General features: G+C 40.4%; 14 protein-coding genes and 1 pseudogene. 10 read left to right on the plus strand and 5 right to left on the minus strand.

Features of this window, described 5'->3' with window-relative positions; translation table 11 throughout:
• Window position 1: 1 nt before the first annotated feature.
• Window positions 2-178, minus strand: a pseudogene (locus NCCP133_RS13450) (response regulator transcription factor); the annotation flags it as partial.
• A 209-nt stretch (window positions 179-387) separates the two neighbouring features.
• Here NCCP133_RS13450 and NCCP133_RS13455 point away from each other — a divergent pair.
• The 3 genes from NCCP133_RS13455 (at window position 388) to NCCP133_RS13465 (ending at window position 3,039) form a co-directional block, all read left to right on the plus strand.
• On the plus strand, window positions 388-1,011 hold the full coding sequence (locus tag NCCP133_RS13455; protein ID WP_264805533.1) for a flavin-containing monooxygenase: 624 nt from the start codon (window positions 388-390) through the stop codon (window positions 1,009-1,011).
• Between the two features lie 147 nt (window positions 1,012-1,158).
• On the plus strand, window positions 1,159-2,031 hold the full coding sequence (locus NCCP133_RS13460; RefSeq protein ID WP_264805534.1) for a flavin-containing monooxygenase: 873 nt from the start codon (window positions 1,159-1,161) through the stop codon (window positions 2,029-2,031).
• A 63-nt stretch (window positions 2,032-2,094) separates the two neighbouring features.
• A complete protein-coding gene (locus tag NCCP133_RS13465) occupies window positions 2,095-3,039 on the plus strand; it encodes an alpha/beta hydrolase (protein WP_264805535.1) in 945 nt (314 codons plus the stop codon).
• 379 nt (window positions 3,040-3,418) lie between these two features.
• Here NCCP133_RS13465 and NCCP133_RS13470 read toward each other — a convergent pair whose 3' ends face one another.
• A complete protein-coding gene (locus NCCP133_RS13470; RefSeq protein WP_264805536.1) occupies window positions 3,419-4,354 on the minus strand; it encodes a DMT family transporter in 936 nt (311 codons plus the stop codon).
• Window positions 4,355-4,671: 317 nt separating this feature from the next.
• Here NCCP133_RS13470 and NCCP133_RS13475 point away from each other — a divergent pair, with 317 nt between their 5' ends.
• The 3 genes from NCCP133_RS13475 (at window position 4,672) to NCCP133_RS13485 (ending at window position 7,830) form a co-directional block, all read left to right on the plus strand.
• Entirely contained in the window at window positions 4,672-5,796 is a 1,125-nt protein-coding gene (locus tag NCCP133_RS13475) for a M14 family zinc carboxypeptidase (protein ID WP_264805537.1), read from the plus strand.
• Window positions 5,797-6,418: 622 nt separating this feature from the next.
• A complete protein-coding gene (yyaC, locus tag NCCP133_RS13480; protein WP_264805538.1) occupies window positions 6,419-7,039 on the plus strand; it encodes a spore protease YyaC in 621 nt (206 codons plus the stop codon).
• A gap of 116 nt (window positions 7,040-7,155) precedes the next feature.
• Window positions 7,156-7,830: a GntR family transcriptional regulator gene (locus NCCP133_RS13485; RefSeq protein WP_264805539.1), complete on the plus strand. Its 675-nt coding sequence runs from the start codon at window positions 7,156-7,158 to the stop codon at window positions 7,828-7,830.
• 123 nt (window positions 7,831-7,953) lie between these two features.
• Here the strand turns inward: NCCP133_RS13485 and NCCP133_RS13490 are convergent, their stop codons facing one another.
• A complete protein-coding gene (locus tag NCCP133_RS13490) occupies window positions 7,954-8,760 on the minus strand; it encodes an aspartate dehydrogenase (protein WP_264805540.1) in 807 nt (268 codons plus the stop codon).
• A 603-nt stretch (window positions 8,761-9,363) separates the two neighbouring features.
• Between NCCP133_RS13490 and NCCP133_RS13495 the strand changes: the two genes are divergently transcribed.
• Window positions 9,364-10,806 (plus strand): hypothetical protein, encoded by a 1,443-nt coding sequence (locus tag NCCP133_RS13495; protein WP_264805541.1) that lies wholly within the window; start codon window positions 9,364-9,366, stop codon window positions 10,804-10,806.
• 119 nt (window positions 10,807-10,925) lie between these two features.
• Complete coding sequence (locus NCCP133_RS13500) at window positions 10,926-11,618, plus strand: NAD(P)-binding domain-containing protein (protein WP_264805542.1); 693 nt, start codon at window positions 10,926-10,928, stop codon at window positions 11,616-11,618.
• Window positions 11,619-11,889: 271 nt separating this feature from the next.
• Here NCCP133_RS13500 and NCCP133_RS13505 read toward each other — a convergent pair whose 3' ends face one another.
• Both NCCP133_RS13505 and NCCP133_RS13510 read right to left on the minus strand, forming a co-directional pair.
• Window positions 11,890-13,272, minus strand: a complete 1,383-nt coding sequence (locus NCCP133_RS13505; protein ID WP_264805544.1) for a hypothetical protein — start codon at window positions 13,270-13,272, stop codon at window positions 11,890-11,892.
• A gap of 441 nt (window positions 13,273-13,713) precedes the next feature.
• The gene (locus tag NCCP133_RS13510; protein WP_048008850.1) at window positions 13,714-14,049 is read right to left on the minus strand and encodes a hypothetical protein; all 336 of its coding nucleotides are present in this window, start codon (window positions 14,047-14,049) and stop codon (window positions 13,714-13,716) included.
• Between the two features lie 319 nt (window positions 14,050-14,368).
• On the opposite strand from NCCP133_RS13510, the gene NCCP133_RS13515 reads away from it, so the two are divergent.
• Window positions 14,369-14,701, plus strand: coding sequence for a 2Fe-2S iron-sulfur cluster-binding protein (locus NCCP133_RS13515; protein WP_264805545.1), 333 nt, complete (start codon window positions 14,369-14,371; stop codon window positions 14,699-14,701).
• A 51-nt stretch (window positions 14,702-14,752) separates the two neighbouring features.
• Complete coding sequence (locus tag NCCP133_RS13520; protein ID WP_264805546.1) at window positions 14,753-15,523, plus strand: creatininase family protein; 771 nt, start codon at window positions 14,753-14,755, stop codon at window positions 15,521-15,523.
• Window positions 15,524-15,553 lie beyond the last annotated feature (30 nt).

The following is a 15,553-nucleotide window of genomic DNA, read 5'->3' on the forward strand; positions in this document are numbered from 1 at the left end:
TTTACGAAATCATCCCTTTTCGAAACATCTCCGCAAGAGCCTGTGTCCGGTTTTGTGCGCCAAGTTTCTTGATGGCAGTTTTAATATACTGGTTGATGGTGACTTCACTGATATACATGGAGTCAGCCATTTCTTTTATGCTCTCTCCCCAGGAAATCCTCTTCATCACTTCCATTTCCCTTCGGCTTAATCATATATAGAAAATTACGAATATTTAAATTATATATAAAATAGTAAGATTTAGATAGAGTAAATCATAAAAAATTCTTAATTGTTAACAAGGAGGGTGTGGTATCTGGGAAGTCCGATATGTAATTCACAAGAAAAATAAAACCGCTTACAGAATAAGTTTTTTAAGTAGCTCGCAAAAAAAGAGGAGGAGAAAGAATGTCATTAACTCAAAAGTCGAATTCTCTAACAGATCTTGATGCTATTGTCGTAGGGGCAGGTTTTTCTGGTTTGTATATGCTTTACCAGCTGAGGGAAGCTGGTTTTTCAACTCGTGTCTTTGAAGTAGGCGATAATGTAGGCAGAACATGGTATTGGAATCGATATCCCGGTGCAAGGTGCGATGTTGAAAGCATCTACTATAACTACACTTTTTCAGAGGAACTTCTGAAAGAATGGAGCTGGTCAGCCAAGTATGCAGAACAGCCCGAGATACTGCGCTACATAAATTTTGTAGCGGATAAGTTTAATCTGCGGCGCGATGTGCAGTTTAATACCCGGGTCCAATCAACCCAATACGATGAAAATAAAAATAGATGGAATGTCCAGTTAAATAACGGTGAAACGGTATCTGCCCAATATTTTATTACAGCGGTAGGATGCTTGTCAGCGTCCAATGTACCTAAATTTAAAGGGCTGGAAAATTTTAAGAACGTATGGTACCATACCGGACACTGGCCGCATGAGGGCGTGGATTTCGAAGGTAAGCGTGTGGCATTATTGGTACAGGATCCAGCGGCATTCAGGCCATTCCGGTCATTGCTAAAAAAGCCAAACACCTGACTGTATTCCAGCGGACTCCACAGTACAGCAGGCCCGCCAGAAATGTACCGAATGACCCGGAATATCTCAATGATATTCGTAATAATTACAAAGAAATTAAAGAAAAAATGCGCCACTCTTTAACCGGAATCCCGGAAGAGCCGCGAAATGTTTCAGTGTTTGACGAATCCCCTGAAGAACGGCAAAAATTTTGAAGAAGCCTGGAAAGAAGGAGGACTACTTAAACTATCCTACGCATATAATGACTTGTCCATAACTCCGGAAGCGAATGAAATTGTGGCTGAATTTATCCGCTCAAAAATCCGGGAAACAGTCAGAAAGCCGGAAGTGGCAGAACAGCTTCTTCCAAAATTTTACTACGCCACGAAGCGTACCATCATTGATACCGATTATTTTGAGACCTATAACCGTGACAATGTATCCCTGGTGAATGTGAAAGCAGCACCGATTCAGGAGATTACCTCTTCTGGAGTACGGACTGCAGATGAAGAATATGAGCTTGATATGATCGTATTTACAACAGGCTTCGATGCCATGACTGGACCGCTGTTCAAAATGGACATTCGCGGAAAAGATGGCGTCTCCCTGAAAGAAAAGTGGGCGGGCGGTGCACAAACCCGGACCTATTTAGGTCTTGGTACTGCAGGCTTCCCGAATATGTTCATGCTGACAGGTCCTGAGAGCCCGTCCGTATTAAGTAATATGATGGTGTCGATCGAGCAGCATGTGGAATGGGTATCTGATTGCATTAATTTCATGCGGAACCATAACCAGGCTGTCATTGAGGTGAATGAAGAAGCAGAGAATACCTGGAGTAGGCATTGCCGGGAAATTGCCGACCAAACGTTATTCACGAAAACAGATTCCTGGTATATGGGTGCGAATATTGAAGGGAAAGCGCGGGGCTTCCAAATTTACCTAGGAGGAGTTGGAGATTACCGTAAAATTTGTGATGAAGTGGCAGAAAAAGGCTACGAAGGCTTTGAGCTGACAGCTGCTGAGAAATCGGTTGTGAATTAAGATAGAGCTAGCTTTTCATCTTGCTTCTACTATCTATTAATATAGTTAAGGGGGAAAATGATAATGGCATTAGATCCGCAGGCAAAATTCTTATTGGAACAAATGGAGGCAATGGGAGCCCCGCCAATGAGCTCTCTAACACCAGAGGAAGCGAGGCAGACAACAGATTTTAGTGCTCTTGCCGGAGAGCCGGAAGAGGTAGGCAAAATTGAGAACAGAAAGATTCCAGGACCAGGGGGAGAAATTCCTATCCGAATTTATACGCCTAAAGGGGTAGGACCTTTTCCAGCGCTCGTTTATTATCATGGAGGCGGATGGGTGATTGGCGACCTAGAAACGGTAGAAGTCCCTTGCAGGCTATTAACCAATCTGGCAAATTGCGTGGTTGTATCCGTGGATTACAGATTAGCACCGGAGCATAAATTCCCGGCGGCTGCGGATGATTGTTATGCAGCCACCAAATGGGTAGCTGAAAATGCGGCATCTATTGGAGTGGATCCCAATCTAATTGCAGTCGGCGGCGATAGTGCCGGAGGAAACCTCGCAGCTGTTGTTTCTTTGATGGCAAAAGATAAGAGTGAATTTTCACTGGCCTACCAAATGCTCATCTACCCTGTAACAAATCACTCATACGCAACAGAGTCTTACACTGAAAATACAGAAGGATATTTATTAACAAAAGACAGCATGGAATGGTTCTGGAATCATTATCTGCGAAATGAAGAGGACGGAAAGAACCCATATGCCTCTCCTCTGCAGGCAAAAGACTTGAGCGGACTTCCGCCGGCATTGGTCCTCACGGGAGAATTCGACCCGCTGCGCGATGAAGGTGAAGCCAATGCGGAACGCCTGAAAGAAGCAGGGGTACCTGTTGAGGCAAAACGGTATGACGGCATGATCCATGGCTTTTTCTGGATGCCAGGTGCACTTGAGCAGGGAAGAAAATCGATTGAGCAAGCGGCAGATGCATTGAATCGAGTATTCCAGGGCATTGTAGCGTCTAAATAATCGACTACCAGGAAGAGAAGGGTGCTTTCTACAAGCGAAAGTGCCCTTTTTGTTTTTTTGAATTATATCCTAAGATTTTTCTATGAAGATAAAAGCTCAGATAAAAAAAGATTACTATGAAGCGGTTATATCGCCGGAAAAAGAAGGAATTGGTTGAAAAAGGTCGACATAGAGCTTTCATGACGATGCAAACCGTAGTGCAGGAAGGAATAAGGTCGTCCTGAAGCTGTCATGACGACGGAAATGGGAGCTGGAGAAGGAAAAAGGTCGCGATGAAGCGATGAAACTGCAATTACAAAATTGTGGAATCGGGTACAAGCCTTTCTTAATTAGCCAAGGCGGGCAAAGGATGGACTCCTTTACCCTGGATAATTCTTAATTAAGCAGTATCGTTTTGAGCAATAGGTTCTTTGATCCTTCTTTTAAAAAGGTTCGCATTCGTCCCAATATAAACCCCTGTCAAAACGAAGGCAGCGCCTATACCGTGAGCCATTGTGAAAGTTTCGCCCAAAAACAGAGTAGCCATGATCACAGCTGAAACCGGCATGACATTGATAAAAATAGATGCTTTTGCAGCACCCACTTCCTTAATTCCATTATAGTACATAACAAACGAAATGACGGTAACAAATATGCTCATATGAGCAATAGAAGCCCATGTCGTAAAGCTTGCTTGCTGGATATCCTGCCAAGAAGTCTCCGGCAGTGCAAACGGGAAAAGAAATAGTGTCCCATAAGCAACCGCATAGGTTGTGGATTCCACTGAACTAAATTTCTTCAGCACAATTTTTCCTACGACACTATATAGAGCCCAGCTGACAACTGCACCAAGCAAAACAAAATCAATCGGTTCAAAACCATATTGGAAAAGTGCGAGCGGGTGGCCGTCCGTAATAATAAAGACAACTCCAGTCAAAGCGATTGCCATCCCAATAATATTGTTCCTCATAATTTTCTCTTTTAAGAATAATCCAGATAAGAGCACAATTAAAACGGGATTGGAGGCAATAAACAATGAACTTTTAATGACTGGTGCATGTTTCGTTGCCAGAAAGAAGCAAATATTATACAGCGCAATCCCTGTTAAGCCGAGAATGGCATACAGCCCGTGATCTTTTAAATTCGGTTTCTTCCGGTTCTTCTCCATGATCCACATCAGCGGAAAGAGCAGGATGGCTGCCCCAAAGAAGCGCAAAAAAGCAACCGTGGCCGGCTCAAAGCTTTGCACAGCAACCTTACCGGCAATGAATGCACTGCCCCATGTGGCAGTGGCCAAAGTCAGCATGGCATAAATTAGCCATAATCGTTTATTCATAAATTCGCCTTCATTCTTTTTGAATTTTATAGATTATTATAACATCTTTTTCGAATTCCGAAATTATTTTTATAAAAGGAATTTTACCTCAAGGTTATTTTAGGAAAAAGGAAATGCTATAGAAGTCGATTTTTGTTTTTCTTTATCGATTTAAAGGGCAAAACTGAGTTTTTTACTCAATTAGCACTATGATCCTGTAGAATTATTAAACGATAATTAGCAGAAAATTCATTCTTTTTACTCTTTTAAGGGACAAGCACTTCTATTATCATTTATTTAGACTCCCGAAAAAAGGGATCTAGAAGGGGTGAATACATATGAAGAAAATGGCAGGGAAAATTAGCTTTCTGACAGCGCTGTTTGTGATGCTGTTCTCCTCGCTTTCCTTTGCGGCTACTGTTCCAGGAGGACCGTCAACAGAAGGAAAAACGAATATTAACAGTATGCTTTCCTATGCAGAAGTTGTCAAAATACTTAAAAACATCGAGAAGATTAGCAAAGGCAAGGTAGAAGTCTTTACATTGGATCGGTTCGGGAAATCTGAGCAGGGCAGAAGTATTTACGTTGCAAAGGTAGGAACAGGGGAAAAGAAAATTTGGATACAGGCTCAAATTCATGGAAATGAAAAGCTGGTAACGGAAGCAGCGCTGCAATTACTGAAGACTTATGCCAGCAATCAATCGAAGAATGTACAAACTGTCTTAGAAGAATCAACTCTGTACTTTATTCCAATGTACAATCCTGATGGGGCAGAAATGAATACCCGCGGCACCATGATTATGGAAACAGGCCAGTCGCTGGATCTTAATCGCGATTGGGCAGAGAACAGCTTTAAAGCTAAGGAATCAACCGTTGTTTATTCTTATTGGACAGAATTGAAGCCTGACTTTGCCATCGACCTGCATCATCAAGGATTAAAGCAGGTATATGGAACCAATGAAGCAACTTCTTTCTCATTAGGGATATCGTTGGCGCCAGACGGACCTACATTGCCAAACGAAACAGACTATAATGATGTAACAAAGCAGATGATGGCATATGTGTATGATGAAATGAAAAGATACGGCTATACCCATATCGACCGTTACCAAATTGTTGATAGTGAAAATCAGATTGGCTATGATATCGACATAAAAGGCGGAGTCGTATCAGCCATGATGATGGGCCTGAATTACAATGGCTTGAATCCTGACAATCACAGCCATCCGGCAGTATTTTTTGAAACAAAAGGGAATTCGAGCGATGGCAGCCTCGGACAAAAATCAAATGGCTACTTAACAAAACAAAACTATTTGGCTTTAAAATCACTTGTATACGGCTATGTGACAGATGAAGTAGAAGAGGTAGACCCGGATCATTGGAATGACATTCCGGCCTATCCATTAGCCGGTTACTGGACGGATTATGATGGGATTGTTCATGTGAGGGCATCTGGGTTTTAAACTTGGTGTTTTTTAAAAGAATGGAAGCTGGTATATATGCCAGCTTCTTATTCATAATATCAGAATTTATATCCTTTTGAACTTAGATAAATGTCTAGCGCAAGGCACCTCCATATTTCGTCCAATCCTCCCAAAAAGGTAAAGGAAGCCTTCAGTGAGTCTCGTCTTGTGCTTTTCAGGGGTGGTTAAAGAATCTTGCGCTTTTCACATCTTCCGCCATCTGATTTACCCGATTCATTAATGCATCCTGTGGAGTCTTGCATTCTCTCTTTCCACGTTTCTTACTTTTTCCAATTTTCTCACCTCCGTTAAAAATATACGGCTTTTAAAAAATAAAATATTCTTCAATTGCTGCAAAAGGGAATGAACAACCGCTTGTCTTTCCTGTATGATTGTGTAAAGGGAAATTTCTGAGTATCCGGGATATATGGCTGTTTGTCAGGGTATTCCTTATTAATGTAGAAACAAACTTTTTAGAATGGAGACGAGTTATTATTTCCATTTTTAGTTGGCATTGTTTACATTAAGAATAATTATCTATATTAACTATGTACAGTAGTCTAATAAAATGGTGATTTTTTCACTATACAAGAACCTTTTATTCAGAAAAGAGGGGAAATCCATGTGGCCTTTTTCAGCAAACAAAAAGAGAAAAAAAATAGTGGATGCTGCAAGTTTTATTTCCGCAAAAGAAACAACGGAGGAAGCGGAAGTTGAAAAAATGGTATCGAAGCTTGAAAAGATTTTTTACAGCACTTCCAGGGAAATCGTAATATTGTGCGTTGGCTCGGACCGTTCAACTGGTGATTCACTAGGGCCGCTCGTGGGGAAAATCCTAAAAGAAAAGAATATATCTTATCCTGTCTATGGAACCCTGAAAGAACCGGTGCACGCATTAAACATCAAGAAGGTACTGAAAAAAATCAAAGAAACCCATCACAATCCGTTTATATTTGGGATAGATGCTTGTCTCGGGGACGAGAGGCAAATAGGCTATATTTTGATGCGTGAAGGGTCATTCATACCGGGAAATGCGGTGAATAGCATATTGCCGAGTGTAGGTGATTATCATTTGAAGGCGATTGTGAATGCGCTGGACCCGTTATCGCCCGTCCATTCTTTAAACAGCACAAGATTATTTACCGTTTTAAAACTGGCTGAAATTATTGGAGAGATTATTTCACGTGTCGCAGCAAATGACCTGAACTCTGAAGGAAAAATAGAAAAAACGAATGTACTTTAAACCAAAATCTTACCAGGCTGAAGGATTTCAATGGTTAAATCAGCCAAAAAATTGCTGTAATCCTAATAGGTAAGTTATAATCAGTATTAAGTATACCAAAGAGAAAGAGGGAAATTATGGGGAATAACTGGACGGAGGATAATCTGATCTCGATTCGCGAGCGGGTTTATCTTCATATTAAGGATTTGATTCTGGATGGTGAATTTAAAGCGGGAGACCGTTTGGTGGAACGTGAACTTGCAGAAAGGTTAAATATCAGCAGGACCCCTATTCGGGAAGCTTTGTTTCGCTTGGAATCACAAGGATTTGTAAAGACCGTAGCTAGAAAAGGTGTTATTGTGGCGGACATCTCTGAAAAGGAAATTATCGAGGTTTTTACGATTTTATCTTCTCTTGAAGTGCTTGCTGCGAAATTAGCGGTGCAAAAGCTGGATGATGAAATGAAAGGCAAGTTTGCAGCCAGTATTAAAAAGGTTGAAGAATACCTGAATAATCCTGAAGAGGATGCGTCGAATCTGCACAGGGAGCTGAATCATCTTCTATATAGCTCTGCTAAAAATGTTAAGCTATATGAAATGCTAAGCGGATTATCTGATTACATCCGGGCCTTCGCTAAGATCGGCCATAAAAATCCAGGCAGAGCAAAACAATCAATGGAAGAACATTTGAAAATCATGGAAGCCATTGTCAATCAAGAAATGGAAATGGCTGAATATTTAACAAAAATACATATTGAAAATTCGAAAAAAGCCTACATAGAAGCCGTTCAGCAGAGCGAAAAAAAAGATTAAGAAAGCGCAGCAGCCCTTTCTTAATCTTTTTTTATACAGTAAGAATATTTTTGAACGTCGATAATTGTCTAGCTCCCGTTCTTAGTCTGAGTTCCTTTGTGGGCAAGACGCCCCGCGCTATTCTTATACTCCAATTACAACCGCTGAAGTCAAATTCTTCATGACCTTTGCCACACTCATGGCAACAATCGGACTGGACTTGGGATTTTGTTCGTATGGGACATTTGAAACGGATATCTCGACCTCGCCAAAATAGCCCTTTGCTTTAATGGTATGGGTATTCGTTTTAATAGTCGGGTCAGCAAAAACCTGCACCTTTGTATTTTCAAATCCAACTCCGGCCAAACTTAAGGCAGCTGAAACATTCACGCTTTGAGGAAACAGCTTCGATGATTCCCGTGCATTTCCTTCATAAATGCACACCGGTTCGGTTAAAGCTTCTAGATTAACCTTTTCCTCGGCAATAGTCCCAGCCCAGCTGCGAGGATGCTTCCTGGTAATAAGTGTAATTTCTTCCATTTCTCCTAAAGCACCAGCTGTAATTCGATCAAGACCCGCGATTGCTGCAGAGGGGATAATAATTTGTTTCCTATGCTGCTCGGCACTTGCCTGCAGATTTTCATAAAAGCGAGTATCTCCTAAAGCTCCAACCGAAAGGACTACAAGGTGGCTGCCGCTGGAAAGTACTTTTTCTCCATACATATGTAAAGCTTGATGTCCGGCTGACTCAATGATGATATCAAGATCGCCATTAAAAAATTCTTCCTCTTCAGACGTTAAGGCAAAAGTCTGTTGGGCTGAATCCCAGCCATCTGGTTTTCTTCTAACCAGAACCGACTTTAACTCAACATTTCCAGCCTGCTTCGAAACTATTAATTCGGCAATGCTTTTACCAAGCGTACCATATCCGATAATTCCAGCTTTCAGCATATCTGACTCTCCTTATATGATGTATTTTATTTAAATGCATATAGCTGCAGAGGGGATTACTTCTGCACGAAAAAACTTATTTATATGGTATACGATATACTATATACAAATTTATTCTTGATTTTACCCGAAACTAATCAGAAAAGCAAGCTATTTTAAAGAAACATCTAAATTTTCAAAATAGTTTGCACAATAGTTATTTTTAGTGGTATTATAATATACAAGCTTAATATAGTGAGAATAGGAGGTGGTTAATAGTTAAGTTTCTGGAATGTTTTTGCGAACTAGAAGAGGGGATAGAACGGAAGGAACAAAACAAGACCAAATGAAATTATTATATGTTTTGTTGCAAAGTGCGATCGATTTATATTTCTTGGAAAGTTTTTTGTTTTTTTACCCATTTGGTATACAATCCACCAAATGCAGTGTGCTGATTGGATAATATTTCTTACCTCCTTTTCCAGCTGAAAAATTGAATGTGGCTTACTACATAGACATCTGCTGATCGAGCATAAACAAATGCCTCTTTCAAACCTGCAATTTGAAATCTATTTTTTTTACTAAATAGAGAGTTAAAATTCATACAATACTGGAGGGGAATAAATGGAATTAACATTTGCTCATTGGGTGTACGCAATTGTAACTGTGTCAGTTATTGCCACAATGCTTTTTAGGAGAGGTGTTGTTTTGCCGGTCATCTTGGGAACGTTCTTGGTGGCAGTTATGTATAAAGGAAATCTGATTTCTGGTTTTCAGGCAGTTTTTAACGCAAATCTCCTTGCTGCAAAAGAGCTATTTAGCATATTCTTAATCATTTCCCTCATGATTGCCCTGCTTAATTCTTTGAAGGATCTGGGAGCTGATAAGAGGCTTATTGGTCCAATCGAAAAAATTATGGTGAATGGGCATGTCTCATATTTCGTTTTGATGGTCACAACATATGTTATATCCCTGTTCTTCTGGCCAACCCCTGCAGTTCCGCTTATTTGTGCCTTGCTGGTACCTGCAGCTGTACGTGCCGGGCTTCCGGTCATGACATCCGCAATGGTTATTGTCATAGCAGGCCAGGGTATGGCTCTTTCTTCCGACTATATTATGCAAGTAGCGCCAATGCTTAGTGCAAAAGCAGCTGGCATTGATAAAGTTTTAGTCGCTGATAAAACGCTTGTTCTTTCATTGATTACAGGAGTAAGCGCATTGGCCTATATCTATTTTGCACATCGAAAATCAATTGTTAAAAACAACACGGAATCAGGGATCAATCCTAAAGATGCAGCGTTTTTTGGTGTAGCCAATGAACTTGCTGCAACGGCTGAAGAAAGTGCTGAAGCCCTTCAGCGGAAAAATACATGGGGAAAGGTATTTGCGGTACTAGTTCCGTTATCCATGCTGGCTGTTATGGTTTATATGTTCCAATCCAAGCTAACGGGTGCAACAGGCTTTGAAGGCACAGATGGAGCTGCTTTTATTGGAGGGGTTGCAACGCTTCTTTTGGTGCTTGCGACTATTGCATTTAACCGGATTCATGCATTGGATAAAATTAGTGAGCATTTAACAGAAGGCTTTGTGTTTGCCTTCAGGGCAATGGCGCCAGTTATTCCGATAGCAGGTTTCTTCTTTATGGGAAGTGCAGATTTTACAGGCACCATTCTATCATTAGATGAAAGCGCTGCCAAACCGGCATTCCTATTTGATATGATTCAGGCAGGTCAATCTTATATCCCTGAAAATGCCTTTATTGCAGGTTTTGGTATCTTAATTGTAGGTCTGATCACCGGTTTGGATGGTTCTGGCTTTTCCGGTCTGCCGCTAACAGGAGCTTTATCTGGTGCATTAGCTAATGGAAGCGGCATCGATCCTTCTACATTGGCTGCGATTGGTCAAATGGGTGCCATTTGGGGAGGCGGAACGATTGTGGCTTGGTCGTCCCTTGTGGCAGTGGCAGGCTTCCTGCAGCTATCTCCGCTTGAACTGGCCAGGAAAAACTTTTTACCGGTCATCACGAGCCTTTTTCTCGCCACTTTAATTGGTATATTAATCTGGTAAAAAATAAACAGCATACTTGAAAAAGAGAGGGCTATCCTGCAAAGTTGGTATTATACTGACTGATGGGAAGCCCTTTTATTTAGGGGATTTAGTCGAGAAAAAAGGCAGGGAGTGGGCAAATGAAGAACTTGAAAATTGGTTTAGCCGGGATAGGAAAATTAGGGACAGCTATGATGGCGCATTGGCAAAAAGCAAACATAGAGATTGGTGTATATCATCCAAACAGGATGAAGGCACAACAATTCATTCAGAGATTCCCAAACGGGCATTTATTAGCTGAACTAGAATTGAGGGACCTCGATATTCTTCTTTTGGCTGTTCCGGCTGGCAAGGTGATTCCTTTTATCGAAAGTATGGCAGCTATAGACGATTCCTCAATCAGCTTTATTAATATGGCCACTTCTCTTCCAACAAGAGAAATCTCTGAGAAGTTTCCGGCATATAGTGTGTACGGTGTTAAATATATGGGACATTCAAGAGATTTATTAGAACATGGAAATGGTTTATTTATTACCGGCAATCAGCTTCCAAATGAAGTAATGGCTCTTTTTAACCCGCTGGGCAAAATCGAAATAGACAGAGAAGAAAGGTTGGTAGGGGTCAATAAACTGGCAACCTATTATGCTGTTAAAATCGCAGTGGAAATTGAGAATGAGTTCACAAAACAAGGATACCCTCCCTCTTATATTAAAAGAGTCCTGACATCACTAGCTCCTGAAGTCATCCGCTCTTATAGCCAAGGCAATTTGGGGCATTTTGCACAGGAAATTGTGAAAGAAATACGGGAAGAGATCGAAATAGATGCGGATTAACTTTTGGTTAGTCAGCATCTTTTTTTATGTTTGTTGCAGTGCTATTATGGTAAGATATGTTTTCGGCTTTTCAGTAAAAATAGCTTTACATCAACTAAATCTAGAATATATCAACGAATTATCATAAAATACTACCAAAAAACTGGTTTCATCGGCCTAGTTTAAAAAGCCCCAGGCGATTGGCACCGGGAACTTGGAAAAAGGCTCGTACCTATTAGTTTTGCATTTTTTACATCTTCCTTAAATGTTGAATAAGGCTCCCCTATAGAATTTAACCTAACAGCTTTTCCAATGCGAACAAATACAGCATGACGCAAGCAACATAAATCCCTGCAAATCTGAGATTCCAGTTGGACACTTTATAGGAATTGACTTTTACGATGTTGGACATTAGCCCCAGAGTAGCATTATAAGGACCGACTAAGAAAGATGAAACGGCTCCTGAAAGCATGGCAACTGTCAAAATATGCGGAGAAATTCCAATTGCATCCGGGTTTACGCCTTCGATCATTAAGGCAAGCGAAACGGCGGGATGCAGCCCCAAAAAGGCTAAACCTAATGGAACGAGAGGCAAAATGATCAGGAAAACTTCAATTCCGGCAGCGTCTATAAAAGATACTATCCAGCTATATAAAATTTCATTGGCATTGGAGAAATTAATGGCGGAAATAAAAAATCCGGTTGATAAGAAAATGAAAAATTGATCCTTCATGCTCAAGGAAAAGGTTTGGAAATGTTCAACTAACTGTTCACCAAATTCTTTCCCTTTTTTAAGGAATAGGGACCAGCTAAACGCAAACGGAATGACAATCAAAGAGACAAGAATTAAAAACGGCAATGAAAATTGAGTTTCTGTCAGGGAAACAATGATATTGAAAATGGCGATGGCAAGCAGAATTTGAACCACTCTTCCTGGCCGGCCGATATTGCCAGTTTCCAAAGCTGCTGCGGTCTCATGCGCAGATTCAACGGCATGAGGCAAGGAAATTTTTTGCGATTTTCGAGATCCAATAAACCAATCCAACACAAGTCCCAATATGCTTAAGGGGATCACATAGGGGAGGATCGACCCCCAGCTGACACCCGTCATCGTAATGACAATCCCTACAATGGGCGTAACAGGGGCCCAAATGAGCGGCATGGCAAAACCTCTGGAAATTGCCCTGCTCATAAACCTTTCCTTATTCCGGACCGGAAAGCTTCCCAAAGCAGGCCGTATGGAATAATACGTCATCGGGAGGGTAGCGAGGTTCATAAAAATGCTAAAAAAATAAGAGATACCGGAAGTCATCATATATAATTGGCCGGATGTTTTCACTCGTCTGTGAATGATTGCCTGGATGCCCTCTCCATATCTTCCCAGCTTAATCGGGATCCCGAGTATGGGTATCAGCGTAAACATAGTAAGCAAGTCAAGCATTGGTCCAAAAGCAAGGATGTAATCTAGCCATAGGGAGCCGCTTGTCCAAAGCAGTAAAATACCCAGCGCAAGGAATATCCCCCCCAGAACTTGGACAAACTTCTTGGCAAGCCTGAATGTTAAAACAACAATAATGAAACATAAGATGGAGAGGAGGGGACCGATCTCCCATTCTGGCAGAAGAGTAGACAGCAAATATAAACTTATAACTGATAAAAATAAAACTCGCAGCATTTCAGACACCCTCACAATCGTATTGGTCCTTCTTCTAATCATATCGCAAATGTTGTTATAATTTTTAGAGATAAAAGTTAAGTATGAATTGTAAATTGTATACCAAATTATTTGGTTTTTGGAAGTTAGTTCACTATTTCGCCATTATTTTATTCTGTTTTTGGTATTTGGTATACAATTTTGTTGTAAAACATTAATGGGCATTATATAATAATGGTAACAGGAAAGATAAAAAAAGGAGGATACCCAAGTGTTCAACTTTCTATTTGGTTCTAAATATGCAAAAGAAAAATCAGAAAGAAAATTAGCACGGTTGAGAAAGACCTTAAGGTTCTAATCAGGCCGCCATTTTTGGCGGTTTTTTTTGCAAATAAATGTCCTTTTCTTAATAACAAACCCGGAAGAAGAACGGCTTCCTCCGGGTTCAGTTTCTCCTATTATTTATACTGCTACTTCATCAGATTTAACAAGCTTGGAATGAATGGAGTCCTCGCTGTTGCCTGAAGCTTTTACAATCTCATCTAATTCCTCACGGGCAGCTTCAAGGGTTTCAAATCGCTCAAAGAATTTCACTCCGATATGGTTTACATATTCTTTTCCTTCATATTCTTCAAACAGCTGGATTTTCATATTCTCATCCAAAACCTCTGCGATCGTGTATTTCGCCTTTAATTTATCGAAGAAATAAAAATGGTAAGTTTCCACTGGCTTTAAACCCTCATTCTCAAGAATTGTCTGGAAAGTATCTTTATTTGTTAAAACAATATATTTTCCCATATTAAACACTCCTTTTAATAGTTTTGGATTGTTTTAAATTAAGCTGATTTAAAGGCTGCATATCAAATATGTAATCTGCTCGCCTATCTCCCCCTCCAATATGGAATATTGTATACCAATAGCTTATATGTATTTTATAATATGAAAAAGAAATATTCAATATTATATTCTAAATTTTTTAATAATTCGGTTTGCATAATGATTTTACATAACTCTTTTTTTCAAAAAGTCTTAAAATCCTGTTTGCCAATCTCATAGAAAGATTGTATACTTTGAGAAAGTATCTAAATTTTTCGAATTAACTGAAAGGGGTAATGGCATGCCAAAGGTTACTCTCCATGTCGATGGAAAGAAAGTGGAACAGCAAGTTAAAGATCATGCTAATTTAGTCGTTTTAGCGGGAACCCGCCAATTTCCCGAGTTAAAGTATGGGTGTGGAATGGGAAGATGTACAAAGTGTACCTGCGTTGTTATTAGCGGGGGTGAAGATCTGGCACCGCCTAACTGGAAAGAAGAAAAGATGCTAGGGGAAAAGGTCAAAGAGGGCTATAGATTAACTTGCCAATTTACGGTTTTGCATGATATTGAAATCTCCCAGGAAAATATCTCTGTAAAACCACCTAAGAAGACAACAGCAGCTATAACGAAATAGTTTTTTAATTTTAATGGTATACAAAATACCTAATATAAAAGGAGATAGGAAATGAAATGTTATGATCTTACAAAGATGACTTGGAAAGAAGTAGAGGAATCTCTACAAACAGTTGAATTTGCCATCATCCCAGTCGGCGCGCATGAGCAGCATGGACCTCATATGGCTGAAAGCTGTGATGCGGTGCTGGCAGAAAAGATGGCGCTAAAGCTTGGAGAAAGGCTGTTTCCTTATGCGATCGTGACGCCTGTTGTTAATATGGGGGTGTCTGAGCATCACAGCCATTTTCCTGGAACCATAAGCTTGCAGCCATCAACATTAATTGCTGTTTTGAAAGATATGGTTTCGTCTCTCAAGCAGCACGGTATTAAAAAGATTCTGATACTGAATTCACATGGCGGCAACCAATCCACATTGAACCTCGCCGCCATGACAATAACAAAGGAATTGAAGGTCGAAGTATATTATGCAAAAACAACGGCATCAGCCAAGGAGTCTATTGGCAAGTTTGTCAAATCTCCTTTATTTGGCCATAGCTGTGAGCGCGAAGTCTCAGAAGCCTTGTATCTGGCGCCTGAACTGGTCAGAATCGAGCTTCTCGAAAAAGGCGATATCCAGGAAGAAGGAAGATGGAAAAGACTGAGGCCGGGAAAAGCTGTTCAAGGGTTCTATTTTTATGAAGAAATGACCGGGAACGGGTGTATTGGAGATGGCAGACAAGGCAGCAGAGAAATTGGCGAACAGATTGTAGAAGAAGCGTTAAGTAATCTTGCAGAAGAACTTTCCGAATTGCTTGATCTAAAAACAAAGCTATTGTATTGAATCTAGTATGCTAATAAAAATGTTCGTAAA

Source organism: Cytobacillus sp. NCCP-133 (assembly GCF_026011715.1).
Taxonomy (GTDB): Bacteria; Bacillota; Bacilli; order Bacillales; family Cytobacillaceae; genus Cytobacillus.